General features: G+C 61.1%; 17 protein-coding genes and 1 pseudogene. 9 read left to right on the forward strand and 9 right to left on the reverse strand.

Annotated features, from left to right (window positions below; genetic code table 11):
* Together GHO03_RS25165 and GHO03_RS18600 are read left to right on the forward strand one after the other, a co-directional pair.
* Positions 1-475 (forward strand): FecR family protein (locus GHO03_RS25165; protein ID WP_372241766.1); only part of this gene is annotated, 475 nt, incomplete at its 5' end.
* Positions 476-586: 111 nt separating this feature from the next.
* Positions 587-2,998 carry a TonB-dependent siderophore receptor gene (locus GHO03_RS18600; protein WP_153380109.1) on the forward strand — a complete coding sequence of 804 codons (2,412 nt, stop codon included), beginning with the start codon at positions 587-589 and terminating at the stop codon, positions 2,996-2,998.
* A 45-nt stretch (positions 2,999-3,043) separates the two neighbouring features.
* Here the strand turns inward: GHO03_RS18600 and nikR are convergent, their stop codons facing one another.
* Positions 3,044-3,451, reverse strand: a complete 408-nt coding sequence (nikR, locus tag GHO03_RS18605; RefSeq protein WP_095000090.1) for a nickel-responsive transcriptional regulator NikR — start codon at positions 3,449-3,451, stop codon at positions 3,044-3,046.
* Positions 3,452-3,541: 90 nt separating this feature from the next.
* On the opposite strand from nikR, the pseudogene nikA reads away from it, so the two are divergent.
* From nikA to GHO03_RS18630, 5 genes and pseudogenes are all read left to right on the forward strand, one after another.
* Positions 3,542-5,115, forward strand: a pseudogene (gene nikA, locus GHO03_RS18610) (nickel ABC transporter substrate-binding protein).
* A gap of 3 nt (positions 5,116-5,118) precedes the next feature.
* Entirely contained in the window at positions 5,119-6,060 is a 942-nt protein-coding gene (gene nikB, locus GHO03_RS18615; protein ID WP_153380107.1) for a nickel ABC transporter permease subunit NikB, read from the forward strand.
* Positions 6,057-6,902, forward strand: a complete 846-nt coding sequence (nikC, locus tag GHO03_RS18620) for a nickel ABC transporter permease subunit NikC (protein WP_153400330.1) — start codon at positions 6,057-6,059, stop codon at positions 6,900-6,902. Before nikB ends, nikC begins: the two co-directional genes overlap by 4 nt.
* Positions 6,899-7,672, forward strand: coding sequence for an ATP-binding cassette domain-containing protein (locus tag GHO03_RS18625; RefSeq protein WP_095024618.1), 774 nt, complete (start codon positions 6,899-6,901; stop codon positions 7,670-7,672). The genes nikC and GHO03_RS18625 overlap by 4 nt, the downstream gene beginning before the upstream one ends.
* Positions 7,669-8,454, forward strand: coding sequence for an ATP-binding cassette domain-containing protein (locus GHO03_RS18630; RefSeq protein WP_153380105.1), 786 nt, complete (start codon positions 7,669-7,671; stop codon positions 8,452-8,454). Before GHO03_RS18625 ends, GHO03_RS18630 begins: the two co-directional genes overlap by 4 nt.
* A gap of 136 nt (positions 8,455-8,590) precedes the next feature.
* On the opposite strand, the gene GHO03_RS18635 is transcribed toward GHO03_RS18630, so the two are convergent.
* Both GHO03_RS18635 and GHO03_RS18640 read right to left on the reverse strand, forming a co-directional pair.
* Entirely contained in the window at positions 8,591-9,685 is a 1,095-nt protein-coding gene (locus tag GHO03_RS18635; protein ID WP_153400331.1) for a polyamine ABC transporter substrate-binding protein, read from the reverse strand.
* Complete coding sequence (locus GHO03_RS18640; protein WP_153400332.1) at positions 9,682-10,506, reverse strand: carbon-nitrogen hydrolase family protein; 825 nt, start codon at positions 10,504-10,506, stop codon at positions 9,682-9,684. Before GHO03_RS18640 ends, GHO03_RS18635 begins: the two co-directional genes overlap by 4 nt.
* A 93-nt stretch (positions 10,507-10,599) precedes the next feature.
* Between GHO03_RS18640 and GHO03_RS18645 the strand changes: the two genes are divergently transcribed.
* The gene (locus GHO03_RS18645) at positions 10,600-11,382 is read left to right on the forward strand and encodes a helix-turn-helix transcriptional regulator (protein ID WP_095000082.1); all 783 of its coding nucleotides are present in this window, start codon (positions 10,600-10,602) and stop codon (positions 11,380-11,382) included.
* A gap of 103 nt (positions 11,383-11,485) precedes the next feature.
* On the forward strand, positions 11,486-13,225 hold the full coding sequence (locus GHO03_RS18650) for a dipeptidase (RefSeq protein WP_153380101.1): 1,740 nt from the start codon (positions 11,486-11,488) through the stop codon (positions 13,223-13,225).
* Between the two features lie 77 nt (positions 13,226-13,302).
* Here GHO03_RS18650 and GHO03_RS18655 read toward each other — a convergent pair whose 3' ends face one another.
* From GHO03_RS18655 to GHO03_RS18680, 6 genes are all read right to left on the reverse strand, one after another.
* The gene (locus GHO03_RS18655; protein WP_095024615.1) at positions 13,303-14,403 is read right to left on the reverse strand and encodes a P1 family peptidase; all 1,101 of its coding nucleotides are present in this window, start codon (positions 14,401-14,403) and stop codon (positions 13,303-13,305) included.
* Positions 14,404-14,491: 88 nt separating this feature from the next.
* The gene (locus GHO03_RS18660) at positions 14,492-15,592 is read right to left on the reverse strand and encodes a polyamine ABC transporter substrate-binding protein (protein WP_153380099.1); all 1,101 of its coding nucleotides are present in this window, start codon (positions 15,590-15,592) and stop codon (positions 14,492-14,494) included.
* Between the two features lie 269 nt (positions 15,593-15,861).
* Entirely contained in the window at positions 15,862-17,448 is a 1,587-nt protein-coding gene (locus GHO03_RS18665; protein ID WP_095019854.1) for a FadD3 family acyl-CoA ligase, read from the reverse strand.
* A gap of 19 nt (positions 17,449-17,467) precedes the next feature.
* Complete coding sequence (locus tag GHO03_RS18670; protein ID WP_095018485.1) at positions 17,468-18,499, reverse strand: ferredoxin--NADP reductase; 1,032 nt, start codon at positions 18,497-18,499, stop codon at positions 17,468-17,470.
* A 1-nt stretch (position 18,500) separates the two neighbouring features.
* Positions 18,501-19,262, reverse strand: coding sequence for an SDR family oxidoreductase (locus GHO03_RS18675; RefSeq protein ID WP_153400333.1), 762 nt, complete (start codon positions 19,260-19,262; stop codon positions 18,501-18,503).
* A partial coding sequence (locus GHO03_RS18680; protein ID WP_153400334.1) for an FAD-binding protein occupies positions 19,259-20,253 on the reverse strand: 995 nt, incomplete at its 5' end. The genes GHO03_RS18675 and GHO03_RS18680, both read right to left, overlap by 4 nt.

Below are 20,253 nucleotides of genomic sequence, written 5' to 3' on the forward strand. Positions count from 1 at the left end.
GGTCAGCGCTGGCGATATCAGGCTCAGCACCGCCAATGGCCAGGTGCTGCCCGCGCCCCGCTCACGCCTGGTGATCAGCCACAACCTGCCGTGGCAGGCAGGCACCCAGGTCCAGGTGCTGAGCGGCAGTGCATCGATCAAGCTGGCACGGGGCGACAGCTTGAGTCTGGATGCCGGCCAGCAGGTAACGTTCGACAGCCAGACAGACAGCACACCGCGCCCGGTCACGGTCGGTGCCGATGCCTGGGTCAACGGCCTGCTGATCGCCGAACGCATGCCACTGGGCCAGGTGATTGCCCAGCTCAACCTCTACCGCCGTGGCGTGGTGCGCTGCGACCCGCAAGTCGCGGCATTGCGGGTGTCGGGATCGTTCTCCATCGACCGCCCCGATGCCAGCCTCGACCTGCTCACGCGGGTGCTGCCAATCCGCGTGCAGCGAGTGTTTGGCTACTGGGCCAACGTGGTCGCGGCCTGAAAATAATTATTTTCAATACCGCCGGCAGTTTTTCTTATCTGGTGCATCAAGTTCAGGGAAGACGCTGATTAACAGCGCAACGCCGACCCTTTTCATACATGGACAGTCTTTATGCACAGCCGACTTACCCCCCTCGCCGGTGCCTTGCGCACCTTTGTATTCGGTTTATCCATTGCCACGGCCAGCCAAGGCGCATTCGCAGCCTCAGGCAGCGAGCATGCCTACAGCATTGCGCCGGGCAGCCTGGACGCGGTGCTGGGCAGTTTTGGCCAACAGTCCGGGGTAATGATCGCGGTGGATTCGAGCCTGACAACCGGTATGCGCAGCAGTGGCTTGAGCGGCAACTTTGCCGTCGACGAAGGCCTGCAACGGCTGCTCGCCCCGCTGGGCCTGCAGGCGGTCACTGACGGCGACGGTTACCGGGTTATTGCCAGACCAGCGCAAGGCAACGGTGAACTGCAATTGCAGGCCACCCAGGTTACCTCCAACCAGCTTGGGACCATTACCGAAGGCAGCGGCTCGTATACCCCCGGCACCATCGCCACGGCCACACGCATGGTACTGACGCCACGGCAAACGCCGCAGTCGATCACCGTGATTACCCGCCAGCATATGGATGATTTCGGCCTCAACTCCATCGACGAGGTGATGCGCCATACCCCTGGCATCACCGTCTCGACCTTCGACAGCGAGCGCACCAACTACTATGCCCGCGGTTTCTCGGTGGAGAACTTCCAGTACGACGGCATTCCCACCCTGCGCAACTCGGCGTACTCCTCGGGCCAGACCCTGAGTGACATGGCCATCTACGACCGCGTGGAAATCCTCAAGGGCGCCACGGGCCTCTTGACCGGTGCCGGATCCCCGGGGGCGACGATCAACCTGATCCGCAAAAAGCCGACCCGCGAATTCAAAGCCAGCATCGATGTCGGTGCCGGCAGTTGGGATAACTACCGCACCCAGGTTGACGTCAGCGGCCCGCTGACCGACAGCGGCAACATTCGCGGCCGTGCCGTGGCGGCCTACCAGGACAAGCACTCGTTCATGGACCGCTATAAGCGCAAGACCGGGGTCTATTTCGGCACCCTCGAAGCCGACCTCAGCGATGACACCCTCCTGACCCTGGGCTTTGATTACCAGAACAACGACCCCCACGCCTCGGGCTGGTCGGGCAGCCGCCCGCTGTTCGACCGCAACGGCGAGCGTATCGACGTCAAGCGCTCGTACAACAACGGCGCCAACTGGAGCCGTTGGGAGCAGACCACCCAGAGCGTGTTCGCGACCCTGGAGCACAGCTTCGCCAACGGCTGGGTCGGCAAGGGCCAGTTGACCCATCAGGTCAACAGCTACGATGCGCCGCTGGGTTCGGTCATGAGCGGCCCCTTCCCGGCCACCGGCCTGTCGTCGATCTATGCCAACAAATTCACCGGGAACACCCGCACCGACGCCGCCGATGCCTACTTCAGCGGCCCCTTCAGCCTGGCTGGCCGCGAGCATGAACTGGTGATCGGCGCATCGGCCTCCAGCGCCCACTGGCAAGGCAAGGACTACGGCAACCCGACCTTCCTCAGCGCCAACGTCATTGATTTCTGGAACTTCGACGGCAAGACCACCGAGCCGGACTGGGGCGCACCGACCCAATACAACGACACCACCACACGCCAGACCGCAGGCTACATCAGCGCACGCTTCAACCTGACCGACGACCTTAACCTGCTGTTGGGCACACGGCTGGCCAACTACTGGCTGACCGGGGATTACCACACCACCGAGACCGGCCGCCTCGTGCCTTACGTGGGTGTTACCTACGACCTGAACGACAACTTCACCGCGTATGCCAGCTATACCGACATTTTCATGCCGCAAACCTACAACCGCGATCGCAACAACAAAGTGCTTGAGCCCGATGAAGGCAAAAACTACGAAGTGGGAATCAAGGGCGAGTTTTATGGCGGCAGGTTGAACACCAGCCTGGCCTATTTCGAGGTACATGAAAGCAACCGCGCCGAACCGGACGCCGAGTACAACGCCGATCCGACCAACCCGTCGATCCTCTATGCATCAGTCGGCACCAAGGCCAAGGCCAAGGGCTTCGAAGCCGAGATGTCCGGCGAACTGGCACCGGGCTGGCAGGCCCAGGCCGGCTTTACTCACAAGGTCATTCGCGGCAGCGACGACGAAAAAATCTCGACCTGGGAGCCCGAAGACCAGTTGAGCCTCTACACCACCTATAAATTCAAGGGGCCGCTGGACCGCTTGACCATCGGTGGCGGCGCACGCTGGCAGAACCGCAGCTGGCAGAACATCTACAACCGCGCCAAGGACCAGTACCAGGACTTCAGCCAGGACGCTTACTGGCTGGTCGATGCAATGGCCAAGTACCAGGTCAGCGAGCACCTGTCCACCACACTCAACGTCAACAACCTGTTCGACAAGCAGTACTACACCAATATCGGCTTCTACAACACGGCGTATTACGGTGACCCGCGCAATGTAATGGTCAATACCCGCTGGGATTTCTAGGGCGCTTTTTTTGCGCCCGCTGGATACTCAAGCACTGACCCAGCGCTACTCGAGATCTCCCAATGGAATAATCTGCGCGCTGCCATGGCGCACTCCGCGCTCGGCCATCACCTGGCGCGTCAGCTGCGCCACCTCGCCGACCGTGCCCTTGAGCACCGAGACTTCCATGCACTTGCCCTGATCCAGATGCACATGCAGCGTCGACAGGGTCAGGTCATGGTGCTCGTGAAAGGCCGTGTTCAGACGCTTGGACAGCTCCCGGGTGGCGTGGTCATAGACGTAACTCAAGGTTGCCACGCAGGCACTTTGCGGGTCGCCCTGCTCCGGTTCCAGCAGGCCGGCGCGCAACAGATCGCGGATGGCCTCGGAGCGCCCCTGGTAGCCGTGGGTGCCAACGCGCTCATCAATTTCGGCCAATAAAGCATCGTCCAGCGAAATAGTGACCCTCTGCATCTAATCGGCCTCGCAGTTATGAACTTTTGACATAGACTTCATACCCAGCATCTGATCAGGCCACTGGCCATCAACTGAGGGAGACGCAGTGTGAAGCAGTCATGGACTAAAAAACAGCTGACCTTATGGATGATTGGAGCCTGCCTGAGCGCAGGCTTGTCGACTGCATGGGCGGGCGATGCAGCCCCCACACTGACCTACTCGTGGCCAACCAATGCCGGGCCGCTGGACCCTCGCGGCTATTCGCCGAACCAGATGTATGCCCAGGCCATGGTCTATGAACCGCTGGTGCGCTACACCGCCCAAGGCACTCTGGAACCCTGGCTGGCCACGTCATGGACAGTGTCAGCAGATGGCAAGACCTACACCTTCACCCTGCGCGACGGTGTGACCTTCAGTGACGGCAGTTCGTTCAACGCAGCCGCAGCCAAGGCCAACCTCGACGCGGTGCTCGCCAACAGCAAGCGTCATCAGTGGATGGAGCTGGTCTCCACCCTGGAGCGTGTCGAAGCACCGGACGAGCACACCCTGGTGCTGGTGCTTAAACACCCCTACTACCCGACCCTGATGGAACTGGCGCAGGTTCGCCCGTTGCGCTTTGCCGCCCCCGAGGCAAAGCCCGGCGTGCCGGTGGGCACCGGGCCCTGGGTACTGACGCAAACCCGCCGTGGCGAGTTCGACCGCTTCGAGCGCAACCCGCACTACTGGGGGCCCAAACCGGGCTATGGTTCGGTACTGGTGAAAGTCATCTCCGACCCGGACAGCCGCGCCATTGCCCTGCAAACCGGTGAAATCGACCTGATTCAGGGTGCCGACGGCGAAATCTCCCCCGGTACCTTTGTGCGCCTGCGCGATTCGGGCTTCAAGACGGCCATTTCCGCACCGCTGGCCACCCGTACCGTGGCAATGAATACCGGCCTGGCTCCGACCAATGAACTGGCCGTGCGCCAGGCGATCAATCAGGCCGTGGACAAGGACACTATCATTGCCAAGGTGCTGCATGGCCAGGAGCCGCGGGCCGATGCGCTGTTCGCCAGCAACATGCCGTATGCCGACCTGGGCCTCAAGGCACTGCCCTACGACCCCGAACAGGCCAAAAAAAACCTGGAAGCGGCAGGCTGGAAAGTCCCTGAAGGCAAAGCATTCGTGAAAAAAACGGCCAGCCGCTAAGTATCGAACTGGTGTTTCTGGGCCCCAGTGCCCTGCAAAAAAACCTCGCCGAAATCATTCAGGGCGAACTGGCCAAGGTCGGCATCGACGTCAAGTTGCGCGCCGAAGAAGACGGTGCCCTGGTGCAGCGCCAGCGCGAGGGCAAGTTCGGCATGATCTTCGCCGATACCTGGGGCGCTCCCTATGACCCGCACTCGTTTGTCAGCTCCATGCGCTACGCCGGACACGCCGACTACATGGCCCAGCTCGGCCTGCCGATGAAGGCGGCCATCGACCGGAAAATCGCCGAAGTACTGGGCGAAACCGACGAGGGCAAGCGCGCTGACGATTACCGCGAGATCCTCACCACCCTGCACGATCAGGCCGTGTACCTGCCGATCTCACACCTGACGGCCATCAGTGTCAGCGGAAAAAACGTCGACAATGTTCAATTCGGCAGCACGCTGTTTGATGTGCCGTTCGAAGTGATGCACCCCACCACAGGGAAGCCATAAACCATGCTGCGCTATATTATCCTGCGGCTTGTGCTGCTGATCCCGGTGCTGCTGGGGGTGTCACTGATCGTCTTTGTCCTGCTGCACCTGGGCAATGGCGACCCGGCCCTGGACTACCTGCGCCTGTCGCAGATCCCTCCAACCGACGCCGCGCTGGCCGAGGCACGCCACGCACTGGGCCTGGACCGGCCACTGCCCGAGCAGTACCTCACCTGGCTGTGGAACGCCGTGCACCTGGACTTCGGCACCTCCTATATCACCGGGCGCCCGGTGCTCGATGACATCCTCTATTACCTGCCCGCCACCCTTCAGCTGGGTGGTCTGGCGCTGCTTGCCACGCTGGTAATGAGCATTCCGCTGGGTCTGGCGGCGGCCCGCTGGAAAGGTCGCTGGCCCGACCAGGTGGTGCGCTTCATCACCTTTATCGGTGTTTCCATGCCCAATTTCTGGTTGGCTTTTTTGCTGATTGCATTGTTCTCGCTGTGGCTGGGCTGGCTGCCGCCGATGGGCCGTGGTGGTCCGCAGCATCTGCTGATGCCGGTTCTGGCGATTGCCCTGATGTCGATGTCGATCAACGCCCGCCTGCTGCGCGCCAGCCTGCTGGATGTGCGTGAGCATCGACACGTGTTTTATGCCCGGGCCCGTGACCTGAACGAAAAGCGTGTATGGCGCGACCATATCCTGCGCAATGCCTGGATGCCGCTGGTGACCGCCACCGGCATGCACATTGGCGAGTTGCTCGGAGGTGCCCTTGTGATCGAAACCATCTTCGCCTGGCCCGGTGTTGGCCGCTTCGCGGTCAGCGCCGTGCTCAACCGTGACTTCCCGGTGATGCAATGCTTCACCCTGCTGCTGACCACACTGCTGGTGCTGTGCAATCTGGTGGTGGACATCTGCTACGCCTGGCTAGACCCGCGCACACGTTTCTCGGGGGTGATGGCATGAGCACAATAGCGGCGGTCTATACCGGTAAAAAATACGGCGCGCGCATCGGCTACGGGCTGGTTGCCCTGCTGTTGCTGATGGCGCTGTTCGGCCCCTGGCTGGCACCCTACGACGCCACCCTGGTGAATCTGGGCGAGCGTCTGCTGCCCGCCAGTACCAGCCATTGGCTGGGCACCGACCACCTGGGGCGCGACGTGCTCTCGCGCCTGATCGTCGGTACGCAACTGTCCCTGGGCAGCGTGGTGCTGGTGCTGGGTCTGGTACTGGTGCTGGGCGTGGTGATTGGCGGTATCGCCGGGATAGTCGGCGGCAAGCTCGACATGTTCCTGATGCGCCTGTGCGACATGTTCCTGACCTTCCCCACCCTGGTGCTGGCGTTTTTCCTGATCGCCTTGCTGGGTACCGGCCTGACCAATGTGATCATCGCCATCGCGCTGTCCCACTGGGCCTGGTATGCGCGGATGGTTCGCGGCATGGTGCTGGCCCAGCGTAACCGGGATTATGTGCTGGCTTCACGACTGGCCGGTGCCTCGCGCCTGACCCGGCTGCGCCAGCATGTAATGCCCAACGTCGTGGGGCAACTGCTGGTGCTGGCATCGATGGACATTGGCCACATGATGCTGCACGTCTCGGGCTTGTCCTTTCTGGGTCTGGGCGTCAGCCCGCCAACCCCCGAGTGGGGCGTGATGATCAACGATGCCAAGGAATTTATCTGGACCCAGCCGCAGTTGCTGCTGTGGCCGGGCCTGATGATCTTTATCTCGGTGATGGCCTTCAACCTGCTGGGCGACGCCTTGCGCGACCGCCTTGACCCCAGCGTACTGGCGGAGATCAAGGAATGAAACACACATTGGTGATTCGCGACCTGACCCTCAAACACCGGCAACGCACCCTGGTCGACCGGGCCGAACTGACCCTCAGGGCCGGCCAGGTGCATGCGCTGGTCGGTGCCAGCGGCTCAGGAAAATCGCTAACCAGCCTGGGCATCCTCGACTTGTTGCCTCCTGGCGTACACAGCAGCGGCGCCACCCTGTTGCTGGATGGCCAGGTGGTGGATGCTGCGCAATTACGTGGGCGCGAAGTGGCATTGGTGCTGCAGAACCCGCGCAGTGCCTTCAACCCGGTACGCTCACTGCGCCAGCATGCCCTTGAAACCCTCCAGACCCGCGACCTGCAAGGTGCCGAGGCCGAGCAGCTGATTCAGAGCACCTTGCAGGAAGTGGGCCTGCACGATGCTCAACGGGTGCTCGACTCATTTGCCTTTCAACTGAGCGGCGGCATGCTGCAACGGATGATGATCGCCCTGGCCCTGCTCGCCGACAGCCGTTTTTTGCTGGCTGACGAACCTACCAGCGATCTGGATGTTGTGGCGCAGGCACGTTTTCTCGACCTGCTGGAACGACTGGTAGCGCAGCGCAACCTTGGCGTGCTGCTGATCACCCATGACATGGGCGTGGTGGCGCGCTGCGCCGATCAGGTCAGCGTCATGGCCCACGGCCGTATTGTCGAACAGGCCGATGTTCACCGGCTGTTCAATTCACCGCAAAGCCAGGAAGCACGCACGCTGCTGGCAGCACACCACTCATTGACAATGGAGAGCTGCGCGCCATGAGTTTTATTCAGGTACGCGACCTTGAGCACGGTTACAGCGCTGGCGGGCTGTTCAGCAAACGGCATCGGGTACAGGTGCTGAGCGGCTTGAATCTGGACCTGCACGAAGGTCAAAGCCTTGGCCTGCTGGGAGGTAGCGGCAGCGGTAAAAGCACCCTGGCGCGCCTGCTGATGGGGCTGGAAAGCGCCGACCAGGGCAGCATTGTGTTCAAGGGTCAGCCTCCGTTTTTACAGCGTGTGCAGATGGTCTTTCAGGATGCCCTCAGCGCTTTCAACCCCCAGCGCAGCATTGGCTGGAGCATTGCCGAGCCTTTGCGCCATCTTTCAGACATGGACGCCTCGGCGTGCAGGACCCGGGTTGAGCAATTGCTCCAGCAAGTCCAGCTTGAGGCCCGTGACATCGACAAGCTCCCGGCACAACTGAGCGGCGGGCAACTGCAGCGCGCCGGTATTGCCCGGGCCATGGCGATCGGCCCGCAGCTGATTATCCTCGACGAAGCCCTGTCCAACCTTGACCGGGTGCTGCAAGTGCAGATTCTGGATTTGCTCGCACAGGTACGGCGCGAGTCGGGCACCGGTTTTTTGCTGATCACCCATGACCTGAGCCTGGTGCAGCGTTTTTGCCAACGGGTGGTAGTACTGGCAGACGGCAAGCTGGTGGAAGACCTGCCGGTCACGGCGCAGATGCGCTTTACTCACCCGGCTGCGCGAACCTTGCAGGAGGCGGTGTTGCCGGCGATGCCCAGGGCCAGGAGCGTTCGTGAGCCGCAGTTGCAGGCCTGAAACGGCTAACACCCACAAACCGTAGCAGTTGCCTGTTCCTTCGACAGCGGCTACAGGAAACTGCAACTGTGGGAGCGAGCAGGCTCGCTCCCACAATAGGGCTTGACCTGTAACGGAGTATCGACAAAGGCTGGCTTCACGTTCCGCTTTTAACCTTGCTCCACACCCGCGTGCGCACCCGTTCAAGCTTGAGCGGCAACGGCTCCAGCGGGAACAAAGTGGCCATGACTTTCTCGTCAGGGTAGATATCCGGGTTGTCGCGCAACGACGGGTCCATCAGTGGCCTGGCGTCCTGGTTCGCATTGGGATATTTGAGGTAGGTCGAAGTCCGGGCTATCACCTGCGGGCGCAGCATGTAGTCGATAAAGGCCAGCCCCTGCTGCGGGTTGGGCGCGTCGTTGAGCAACACCAGGCTCTCAACCCAGATCGGCGCCCCTTCACGGGGGATGCTGTAGCGGATGTTGCGCCCATTGCCGGCCACCTGCGAGGCGGTTTTGGCGTATTGCACCCCGCCTGCCCAACCCAGCACCACGCAGACGTTGCCATTGGCCAGGTCGGTAATGAATTTCGACGAGTCAAAATAGCGGATATAAGGACGTAACGTCAGCAGCAACGCTTCGGCCTTGGCATAGTCCCGGGGGTCGCTGCTGTTGTATGGCAAGCCGAGGTAGTGCAAGGCGATTGGAATGATTTCACCGGGGGCATCGAGCATGGCTACACCGCACTGGCTCAATTTGCTCAGGTTCTCGGGCTTGAAGATCAGGTCCCAGGAATCCACCGGCGCATCCGGCCCAAGTATCGCCCTGACCTTGTCGACGTCATAACCCACCCCGGTAGTGCCCCACAAATACGGCACGGCATAACGATTGCCGGGGTCATTGCTCTGCATCTTGGCAAGGATGGCCGGGTCCAGGTGTGCGAGGTTGGGCAACTGCCCCCGATCGAGTTCCTTGAGCACCCCGGCCTTGATCAGGTTGGGTAGCAGGTCACCGGTGGCCACAACCACGTCATACCCGCTGCGACCGGCCATCAGCTTGCTTTGCATCACATCGCTGTTGTCGAACACGTCGTACATCGAGGCTGTGCCGGTTTCGGCCTGGAAGTTTTTCATCGTGTCCGGAGCGATAAAGTCGTACCAGTTGTAGATATTCACCTGAGGTTCGGCGGCGTGAACCAGGCTGCAACCCAATAGCGCAGCCAGGGCAATAACCGTCGTGTTTTTAGTCTTCATTGGCTGGCTCCAATCAACAGTTCGCGACGCCCGTCCGGGTGTTCGAGCTGTTCACCCGACAGCAGCAAGCGACGATCCTTGAGGTAGTCGTAGTCTCGCCGGGCAGCCTTGAGCTGATCCAGATCCAGCGCTACAACATGGCGAATCTCATCGCGCCCGGCCTCGAGCAACACCCGCCCGAACGGATCGACCGCCATGCTGCCACCCGCGAACACCAGCCCGTCATCCCCGCTACCGACGCGATTGACCATCACCGCAAACGCCTGGTTCTCCTGGGCACGGGCCATGATCGAGGTACGATGCACCGGGCCGTAGGGGTCCATATTGCCGTTGGTGACAATGATCAGTTCAGCCCCCAGTTGCGCCAGTGCTCGGCCGGTTTCCGGCAGCTCAATGTCATAACAGATCAGCAGGCCAACCCGCACACCCTGCCAGAACACGGTGGTAAAACGGTCGCCGGGGGTAAAGTCGCCGCGTTCACTTGGCCACAAATGGGTCTTGCGGTACTGCAAGGCGATCCCCTCGGGCGTGACCAGTACCGAGGTGTTATAGAAGGTGCCGTGATGATTTTCCGCCAGCCCCACCACCACACTGACTCCACGTTCGCGTACGGCCTGCAATACCGCACCCAGGGTCGGGCCGGTCAATGGCTCCGCCACCTGCGCCAGTTGCTGGCCGCCGACAAAGCCGGTCAGGTGGGTCTCCGGGAATACCAGCAGCGCAGTATCGTCAGCGCAGCTGGCGATGGCGCTCAATGTACGCGACAGGTTATAAGCGGTGTCGCCGTCACGGCCTGCCAGTTGCACCAGTTCAATGTTCATCTCGGATCCTTGCAGGGTGGGATGAGCCGAGTATGGTGCGCGGCACCGCGCCAATAAATGACTTCGATGGGGTAACACCCGGTGGGTAGTGAGATGAATCTGACCTTGCAGGATGTGGCCTGGCATGACGCGATGGGCCGCGTGATCGAAACCCTGGACCGGCCCAATTTCTGGACTGCGCTGGTACGTTTGCTGGGCCGCTATGTACCCGTGGACAACTGGGTGGTGCTGATCTACAGCGCTGGCAAGCCACAGGTTCTGGCCGAGTCCCCCGGTGCAGACGGTGGCATGGATTCGCTGTTCCAGGACTACCTCAAGGGGCTTTACCTGCTGGACCCGTTTTATATCGCCAACCGTGAAGCACCGCAAAGCGGCTTGTTCCGCCTGCAGGACGTGGCCCCCGAATGCTTTGAACAGACCGACTACTACCAGCGTTATTTCCGCCTGAATATCGTTACCGACGAGGTGCATATCAATGTGCAACTCGACAATCAACGCACCCTGAGCCTGTCACTGGGCAGCCAGTGCCGTTTCAGCCTGGAACAGAGTGCATTGCTGGGGTTGGTGCAGCCGTGGGTGGCCGCCTTGATGCGCCAGCGCCTGGTTTTTGAGCGCGACCCCAAGGAGGCACCGGAGCTCACGCCCAACTGGCAAAGCCGCCTTGAAGCGGCTGCCGAGCAGTTGACCTCGCCGTTGACCGCACGCGAAATGGAAGTCGCCCTGTTGCTGCTAAGTGGTTGTTCGAACAAGGAAATCGCCCGAAAACTGGCAATTTCTGCGGAGACCGTCAAGGTCCATCGCAAGCACATGTACGGCAAGTTGGGAATCAAGTCACAGTCCGAACTGTTCTCGCTGTTTTTGCAGGCTCAAGAATAAAAAGCGCTTAACGTGGCAGCGCCTCGCAGTGTAAGTTTGGAAATGTTTTGTTTCACTTACTTCATGTTTCCATCCAACGACCTGTACAGGAACGCCCAGCAAAATGGACTTTTCACTTAAACAACTGGCCGCTGCAACCCTGATGATGGCCAGCCTCGCTGCGTTCAGCACTGCAGCCCACGCCACCATCACCCCGCAACAGAGTGCTGTCATCCTCAAGACGTTCAGCGACACCCATGTCACTGACTTCCGTCAGTTTCTGGGGGCGTTGGCCAAGAGTGAGCTGGCGCAAAAAGATAATCTCGGCCCGACCATCAGCGCCTTTCTCGACAACAAGGCACTGGCCCCCGAGCAACAGAACGAGATCTATCGCCTGCTGGGCCTGTATACCCGGCTCAAATACGGCAAGGCGGCTACCGACACCCTGCGTGAACTGGTGGCCATCCCCACCGTCAACCTGGACGACGTGCCCCAGTACGAGAACCCGCAATTTCTCAAGATCGCCGACAAGATCAAGGATCTGGCCAAGGCCTTTAACCTGAACTTTCGCAATATCGACAACCGTGTCTATGAAGTCTCCCTCGAAGGCAGTGGCGATGAAGTGGTCGGTATTCATGCCCACGCCGACGTAGTGCCGGTAACCCCGGAAAACTGGGTACTCAAGGACGGCACCCAACTCGACCCGTTCAAGGTCACACTGATCGGTGACCGTATGTACGGGCGCGGTACGGAGGATGACAAAAACGGCATCGTGGTGGCGATGTACGCCATGAAAGTCATCAAGGAAGAACAACTGCCACTGGCCAGGAACTTCAAGTTGCTGATCGACACCACCGAAGAAACCAGCGGTGATGCCATTCCTTATTACTTCGAACACAACCCGGTGCCCAACTACAACCTGGCGCTGGATGGCGGCTACCCGGTGGTGATTGCCGAAAAAGGTTACGGCACCGTTATGGCCACCTTTGCCCGGCGCAAGGGCGAAGGCCAGGGCGCCGAAATCGTCTCGCTGACCGGCGGCATGGTGACCAACCAGATCCCGTCGACGTCGGTAGCAACCCTGGTGACCGACAAACCCGCCGAGCTGGCGGCCAGCCTGAACAAGGCCGGTGCAGAATATGCCAAACGCAATGGCGGTGATTTCGAGGTCAATGCCAAGGTGGTTGGCAAGGATGTCGTGCTGACCGTAACCGGGGTTTCTGCCCACTCCTCAGAGCCCGAGTCGGGGGTCAACCCGGTGGCACGGATGCTCGACTTTATCAGTAGCGTCGACGGCCCTATCGCCCTCAAGCACAACCACATTACCGACGCAGCGCACTATGCTGCCGACAACTGGGGCCTGGACTACAAGGGCGGCAAGCTGGGGGTCGGTTTTGCCGATGACTTTATGGGGCCGCTGACCACCTCACTGACCTTTGTGGGGCTGGACGACAAAGCGCTCAAGCTGGCGGTCAACCTGCGCGTGCCCAAGGGCAAGTCGCCGGAGGCACTGAAAGCGCAGATTGCCGAGAAGCTGACAGCCTGGAGCAAGAGTCAGCAGGTACCGGTGAGTTTCGAGTACTCGATTGCCGAGCCGATGTACCGCAACCCCGAGGGTGAGTGGGTCAAGGCGCTGTTGGCGGTAGCCAGCGAAAACCTGGGCATGGAGCACACGTACGGTACTTCGGCGGGTGCAACCTCGGTGCATGAACTGCCTAATGGCGTGCAATTCGGCCTGGCCATGCCAGATGTGAAATACACCGGGCATACCGATAACGAGTTCAAGACCGTGGAGCAGTTCATGCTGGACCTGCAGATCGTCACCGAGATGATGGCCCGGGTGGGGCAGTTGCCGAAACTGTAAGGGCAAATCCCCGTAGCAGCTGCCGAGGAACGCAGCCTCGTTCCTACGGCAGCTGCTACGCAAGGTTGAGGCAGCCCTCAGGAGGCTTTCCAGCCCACCTGCTGCAACGCTGCCAGCAACCGCTCGGGCTTGAGCGCCAGCACGGTATTGCCACATCCGCTCAGGTCATCCGCACCGAGCATGGCATTGAGTATCGCCTCCTCTACCGCATCCGCAGCCGCCACAAACAGCGCCGAGATGTAATCGTTGTTGACCATCTGCAATGCCGTGGTCGGCTCCCCCGGATGGCCGAAGTTGGCCGCCGGCAAATTGCTGTTGCCCACCGCAAAGGCAATAAAAATATCGCCGCTGGAGTCTTCAGTGCCGCCCCCCACTCGCGCCAGCCCGACACTGGCACGCTGCGCCAGACGGGTACACTGGTGTGGCAACAGCGGCGCATCGGTAGCGATGGTTATCACGATCGAACCCATGCCCGGCACGCCCACATTTTTCTCGCTCTTAAACGGGGACGGTACGTCATCCAGCACGGTACCCACCGGGTAACCCCCCACCCGCAAGGCTTCGCGTACACCATAGTTGGCTTGCACCAGCGCACCGACGGTCCAGCCCCCCTGCTCCGGGCTCAATACTCGCGAGGAAGTGCCAATGCCACCCTTGAACTCGTGACAGATCATCCCTGTGCCACCGCCCACATTGCCCTCCTGCACAGGGCCTGTCCTGGCATCCTGCAGGGCAAGTTGCACATGCTCGGCCGTGACATGCTGGCCCCAGATATCGTTCAGCGTGCCGTCGTAGGTTTCCAGCACCACGGGCATGCACCAGTAGGTGTGCTGCTTGCCCAGCTCACGCTCGGCTGCCACCAGCGCATCGCGCACCACGCCAACACTGTGGGTATTGGTATAGGCAATCGGCGAAGTCAGCAAACCGGCTTCGCGAATCCACTCCAGCCCCGTGGCGTCGCCGTTGCCATTGAGCACATGCACGCCGGCGAAGCAGGGTTGCAGGTGGGTGGCTCCCGCACGCGGCTCAATCACGGTGACACCGGAATGGATGGAAACATCGCCGTTTTCAACGTTGAGGGTGTGATGACCCACTCGCACACCCGGTACGTCGGTGATGGCGTTGTACGCCCCCGGGGTGCCCGAACCGATGGTGATGCCAAGCTCACGGATACGCATGGTGCTTTCTCGTCGTTCGATTAAGTGCAGCCAGTGTAAGAACCTGGCCGGCACTTGACGATAACCCCCATGCACTACCTCCGAGGGGTTACTTGTCCGACTTGATGCTGGTCCACACCCGGGTGCGCACGCGCTCCATTTTTTGCGGCAACGGTTGCACCACATACAGCGACTTGAGCGCCTCGCTGGTCGGGGTCAGATTGGGGTTACCGGTGATGTCCTTGTTGATCAGTGCCAGCGAGTCCTTGTTGGCATTGGGGTAACCCAGAAAATCACTGATCCCGGCAATGACCTTGGGCTCCAGCAGGTGGTTGAGAAATTCGTGGGCCTCTTCGACATTTTTTGCACTTTTAGGGATGGCGAAGGTGTCAAACCAGATCGGTGCGCCCTCCTTGGGCAAGCGCCAGTCCACCACCACGCCGTTGCCCGATTCTTTGGCGCGGTTGCCAAACTGGTAGAAGCTGCCGGAATAACCAATGGCCACGCAGATGTCACCATTGGCGATATCCGTCATGTACTTGGCCGAGTTGAAGTAGGTCACATAGGGGCGGACCTTGAGCATCAGCGCCTTGGCTTTTTCATAGTCGGCGGGGTTCTGGCTGTTGGGGTCCAGCCCCAGATAGTGCAGGGCCAAGGGCAGGATTTCCGAAGGCGAATCGAGCATCGCCACGCCGCAGGATTTGAGTTTGGCCATGTTTTCGGGTTTGAACACCAGGTCCCAGCTGTCCACCGGCGCATCCTCACCCAGCGCAGCCTTGACCTTGGCCGGGTTGAAACCGATCAGCACCGTACCGTACATGTAGGGCACAGCGTACTGATTGCCAGGGTCATTGGTGTCCAGCAGCTTGAGCAGCGCCGGGTCCTGGTGCTGCCAGTTGGGCAGCTTGCTCTTGTCCAGCTTCTGGAACACCCCGGCCTTGATCTGGGTATCGAGGAACTGGTTGGACGGCACCACCAGGTCATAGCCCGAATTGCCGGTGAGGAGTTTGGCTTCCAGGGCTTCGTTGGTGTCGAAGGAGTCCCAGGTGACCTTGATGCCGGTCTGTCTGGCGAAGTCCTTGGGCACGGACGGCAGGATATAGTCCGCCCAGTTATACACCCGCAGCTCGCGCTGTTCGGCCTGTACGGCACTGGCCAGCAGCGTCAGCCCACAAACAGTGGCGCTCATCAAGCATTTCAGAGTGTCCATGGCTCAGTTCCCCGGATTCGGCGTGAGATCGATCGTTGTTATGTTCTGTACACGGCAGCGGCCTGCAAAAGGCCAAGGGCAAGGACGAAGTGGTTTGTTGTTATTGAGTGACGGGGTTGATTCTTGCCGAGAGCCCGGCACGATCACAGAGGGAGGCAGGCCAAAAGGGGACAGTTATGGCCATTGTCGATGTCCGGTTCTATGTCCGAAAAAGCCCCCCTCACCCCGGCCCTGGAGGCCAGAGTGAGGGCGAGCGCACAGGTGGCCCGTTACATGAATCCCGCCCGCAACTCATTCTTCGCCACCTTGTTCGACGCATTCACCGGCAGCGCGTCATGGAAGCGCACCACACGCGGTACCTTGTAATTGGCCATATGTTCACGCGCCCACTGGATCAATCCTGCCTCATCCAGTTGCACACCATGACGCAACACCACGCACGCACACCCTACCTCGCCCATACGCGCGTCGGGTATACCGATTACCGCCACCTGGGCAATGCCCGGATGCTCCATCAGGCCGGCTTCTATCTCAGCCGGGTAACAGTTGAAACCACCGACGATAAACATGTCTTTAAGCCGGTCGGTGATGCGCAGATTGCCCGCGGCATCCTGCTGGCCTATATCCCCGGTGTGCAACCAGCCTTCACTGTCGATGGTTTCAGCGGTGGCCTGCGGGTCTTCAAAGTAGCCCTGCATCACATGAAAACCGCGCAGGCAGATCTCCCCCGTGCTGCCCGCCGGTAAAGCCCGGTTTTGCGGGTCACGGATGCTCACCTCGGTGCCCGGAATCGCCCGGCCACTGGTGCTGGCGATGATCGTCGCCGAGTCAGCAGGGTCGCAAATAGTGGCCAAGCCGCCGCATTCGGTCAGGCCATAGGCCGTGGTCACCACCGCAAAGCCCAGTTCGCTGCGCATGCGCTCGATCAGGATCGGCGGCACCGTCGCCGCGCCGGTCACGGCAATGCGCAGGCTCGACAGGTCGGTTTCCGCCAGCTTGGGATGGGCCAGCATCGACAGGTACAGGGTCGGCGGCCCCGGCAACACGGTGATGCGCTCTGCGGCAATGCGCTGGAACACCGCTTCGGCGTCGAACACCGGGTGCGGCAGGATGGTCGCCCCCGCCAGCAGGCAGGTCAGCCACCCCGCCTTGTAGCCAAAGGCATGAAAAAACGGGTTGATCACCAGATAACGGTCACCGGCCTGTAAACCGATCACCGACACGTATTCGCTAAAGGCCCGAATCGTTTGACCATGGGCGCTCATCACGCCCTTGGGCTTGCCGGTGGTACCGGAGGTAAACAGCAGATCGCTGAGGTCATCGCTGTTCACGCTGGCTGCACGCAACAGCGCGGCAGATTCGCTGGTGGCCGCGCCAATGGCCACAAAACCGTCCCAGTCCAGGCCGGCGGAACTGGCCGCCGTGGTTTCGCCCAGCAACACCAGGCACTTGAGGCTGGCCGGTCGATAGGGCGCGAGCAAAGCCAGGTAATCGGTGCCCAGAAAACTCGGCTGCACAAACAGCAGACGGCTGCCGCTGCGCAGCAAGATATCGGCCGCTTCAGGGCCTTTCATCCGGGTGTTGATCGGCACCATGACCGCCCCCGCGCAATGAATGCCCAGCGCGGCAATGATCCAGTCCCGGCCGTTGGGTGCCCAGATCGCTACCCGGTCGCCCTTGCCAATGCCCTGAGCCATCAGGCTGCGGGTTACGCCCAGGGCCAGGCGCGGCAGTTCGCTGTAGTCGATGCATTGGCCATGTTCTTCAATGGCCGTGCGCCCGGCATGCTGCACCGAGGCGTTGAACAGCAGTTGCGGGATCGAGCGCGGCAGGCTCTGTTGCAGGCTGGAAGTCATCGGTCACTCGTCTGGCAGGTTATTCGGGAAAGCACACGCGCAGCTGTTCGCTGCTGGGCACCGATTGGCACGCCAGCACCCAGCCGTCATTGAGTTCTTGTGGGTCCAGGGCATCATTGCGCAGCATTTCGACACTGCCGCGCTCAACCGTACACATGCAGGTTGCGCAGGAACCCACCAGGCAGGAGCTGGGCGGTTTCAGGCCGGCGCGATGCATGGCATTGAGCAGGGTTTCGCCTTCTGCACAGGGCACTTCGTACTCCTCCCCGTCCAGGCGCACCGACAGCTGGCTGCCGATCACATCGGTGTTGACCGGTGCCGGAGCGGCCACACTGCCCTCTTCCGGCAGCGAGACAAAACGCTCGACGTGGATGTGCCCGTGCTCCATGCCGATGTCGTGCAAGGCGCTGACGGCCGCATCCATAAACGGGCCGGGGCCACAGATATAAGCCTGGGCATGCACAAAAGGCTGTGCCATCTGCGCCAGTTGTGCCACCGCCGGTATGCCCTGGACCGAGTCCAGCCAGTGGATCACTTGCAATCGTTGCGGGTGGGCGCTGGCCAGGGCTTTAAGCTCGGCGGCAAAGATCACCGACGCTTCATCGCGATTGGCGTAAATCAGCAGGATCCGGCCTGTGCCGGCAATCAGCGCCGATCGCAGGATCGACAGCACCGGTGTGACCCCGCTACCACCGCCAAACAGCACAAAGTCATTGTCAAAATGCCGCGGTACAAATACCCCGGCCGGCGCCAGCACTTCCAGCTGGTCGCCCTCACGCAACTGCTCACACAGCCAGTTGGAGGCACGACCGTCACGTACTTGCTTGATGGTGACGCGCAGGGGCTCGTCCTCCAGCGGGGTGCTGGAGAGCGAATAACAGCGCGGCAACCAGCCGCCTTCAAAGGGCACGCGCAGGGTCAGAAACTGCCCTGACTTATAGGTGAACTGCTCACGCAAGGCCGCAGGGACATCGAACACCAGGGAACGGGAGTCCGCGGTTTCAGTCACAATTTGCGCTACGCGCAGGGAGAAATACGCCGGTTGGCTCATATCAGATACTCATCACAAACTGGCCGCTGTCGATCCGCAGCTCGATACCACTGATGGCGCGGGACTCGTCACTGGCCAAAAACAGCACGCTGGCGGCGACATCTTCGGGCAGGCACATGCGTCCCATGGGGTCGGCATCGATGGTCAGGCTCCACGGGTCGAGCCCGGCGGGCAGGCTCGCGGTGGTCATCGGTGTGAGGATGCCGTCAGGGTGCAGGGAATTGCAGCGAATGCGGTATTTGCGCCGGCGGCACAACACCGCCACGGTACGCGACAGGGCAGCGACGGCGCCTTTGGAGGCGCTGTAGGCAACGTAATCATCGCGTCCGGCCACCGCCGCAATCGAAGACATGTTGATAATGGAGCCGCCCTCGCTTTCCTTCATCAGGCTTATGGCGGCGCGACAACCCAAGAAGACACTGTCGGAGTTGATGCGCTGCACCCGTTGCCAATCACTATAGGCGGTATTTTCAATATCGCCCTTGAGCAGGATCCCGGCGTTGTTGAACAGGATATCCAGCCGCCCGTGGTGCTCGCGAACGGTGTCGATCACCCGCGCCCAGTGCGTCTCGCTGCCCGCGTCATGCTCAATAAACAATGCTTGCGCACCGATCTCTTCAGCCAGGGCCAGGCCACCCGCCACATCGATATCGCTGATCACCACACGGGCACCTTCACGGGCGAGCAGCAGCGCCGTTGCCCTGTCCACGCCACTGGCCCCACCGGTAATCAACGCCACCTTGCCTGCAACACGTGCGCTCATAAGGTCACCCTTGCACTGTCTGTGTGAGCGAGCCTGCTCGCGATTGTTGTGCCAGGCTCGTTCCTGCCTGAGGCGGCAAGGCCGGCACGCCGCCCCGAAAACACGCAGTCGGCCAGGGACAAGCCACTGATATACAGGTGCGACGCCACACCAATAGCGGTGCGCCCGGCGCTGAACAGGCCGGCAATCGGCTGGCCATCGGTATCGAGTACAGCGCCGTTGCTTTCATCAACTTTAAGTCCGCCCAGGGTCAGCGCCCCCAGCGGAAAGATCGGGTTACCGACGCTGATATCGCAAGCGTAAAACGGCCCCTTATCCAACACCTGGCGGCTGCCTTCAGACTTGCCGAAAGCATCCGGCCCATCGCCCCGGGCACCGGCGTTGTAAGCGCGCAGGGCACTACTCAGCTCCCCCGCCTGCATGCCGCAAACGCTGGCCAACCGGTCCGGGTTGTCACCCTTGCGCACCTTGAGCAGCATCAAGGCCAGTGCCGGCAGGCTCTGGAACCACCAATAGCCACCGAACAGCGCCTGACGGATTGCCTGTTTGCGCAAACGCGCATCCAGCACCAGCCACGCCTGCCCGCCCTGCTCATCGCACAGCGGCTGGCCAAGGGTGGCACCGTAGACCTCTTCGTTGCAAAAACGCTGGCCATTGCTGTTGACCACAATGCCCTTGGGCCAGCAGTGCGGCGGGTTGATAAAGCGCCAGGCCGACACCCGGCTCAACCGCTCGCTTCGGGCCCCCACCGACTGCCCCAGCAGCAGACCGCTGCCATCGCAACCGGTAGCGCCCACCTTGAAATTGCGCCTGAAGTTGGGCGCATGATCGCGAATCAGCCCGCGATTGAAGATAAAGCCCCCGGTGCTGAGGATAACCGCGCGGCGGGCCCGGATCAGCAACGGCTGGCCATGGTCACGCTCCAGCTGGCTAACTTTGAGGCGCAGGCGGTCGCAGTAACCGGGGGCGAAGTTTTGCAGGCGCTCGGCCC

The organism is Pseudomonas sp. FSL R10-1339 (assembly GCF_009600545.1).
Taxonomy (GTDB): Bacteria; Pseudomonadota; Gammaproteobacteria; order Pseudomonadales; family Pseudomonadaceae; genus Aquipseudomonas; species Aquipseudomonas bubulae.

What these genes read in the sequence shown, in the direction of transcription:
- GHO03_RS18660 (WP_153380099.1), bottom strand. Translation starts at nt 15,592, where the DNA reads ATGGACACTCTGAAATGCTTGATGAGCGCCACTGTTTGTGGGCTGACG.
- nikC (WP_153400330.1), top strand. Translation starts at nt 6,057, where the DNA reads ATGAGCACAATAGCGGCGGTCTATACCGGTAAAAAATACGGCGCGCGC.
- GHO03_RS18635 (WP_153400331.1), bottom strand. Translation starts at nt 9,685, where the DNA reads ATGAAGACTAAAAACACGACGGTTATTGCCCTGGCTGCGCTATTGGGT.
- GHO03_RS18600 (WP_153380109.1), top strand. Translation starts at nt 587, where the DNA reads ATGCACAGCCGACTTACCCCCCTCGCCGGTGCCTTGCGCACCTTTGTA.
- GHO03_RS18675 (WP_153400333.1), bottom strand. Translation starts at nt 19,262, where the DNA reads ATGAGCGCACGTGTTGCAGGCAAGGTGGCGTTGATTACCGGTGGGGCC.
- GHO03_RS18640 (WP_153400332.1), bottom strand. Translation starts at nt 10,506, where the DNA reads ATGAACATTGAACTGGTGCAACTGGCAGGCCGTGACGGCGACACCGCT.
- GHO03_RS18645 (WP_095000082.1), top strand. Translation starts at nt 10,600, where the DNA reads ATGAATCTGACCTTGCAGGATGTGGCCTGGCATGACGCGATGGGCCGC.
- GHO03_RS18630 (WP_153380105.1), top strand. Translation starts at nt 7,669, where the DNA reads ATGAGTTTTATTCAGGTACGCGACCTTGAGCACGGTTACAGCGCTGGC.
- GHO03_RS18665 (WP_095019854.1), bottom strand. Translation starts at nt 17,448, where the DNA reads ATGACTTCCAGCCTGCAACAGAGCCTGCCGCGCTCGATCCCGCAACTG.
- nikB (WP_153380107.1), top strand. Translation starts at nt 5,119, where the DNA reads ATGCTGCGCTATATTATCCTGCGGCTTGTGCTGCTGATCCCGGTGCTG.
- GHO03_RS18625 (WP_095024618.1), top strand. Translation starts at nt 6,899, where the DNA reads ATGAAACACACATTGGTGATTCGCGACCTGACCCTCAAACACCGGCAA.
- GHO03_RS18655 (WP_095024615.1), bottom strand. Translation starts at nt 14,403, where the DNA reads ATGCGTATCCGTGAGCTTGGCATCACCATCGGTTCGGGCACCCCGGGG.
- GHO03_RS18650 (WP_153380101.1), top strand. Translation starts at nt 11,486, where the DNA reads ATGGACTTTTCACTTAAACAACTGGCCGCTGCAACCCTGATGATGGCC.
- GHO03_RS18670 (WP_095018485.1), bottom strand. Translation starts at nt 18,499, where the DNA reads ATGAGCCAACCGGCGTATTTCTCCCTGCGCGTAGCGCAAATTGTGACT.
- nikR (WP_095000090.1), bottom strand. Translation starts at nt 3,451, where the DNA reads ATGCAGAGGGTCACTATTTCGCTGGACGATGCTTTATTGGCCGAAATT.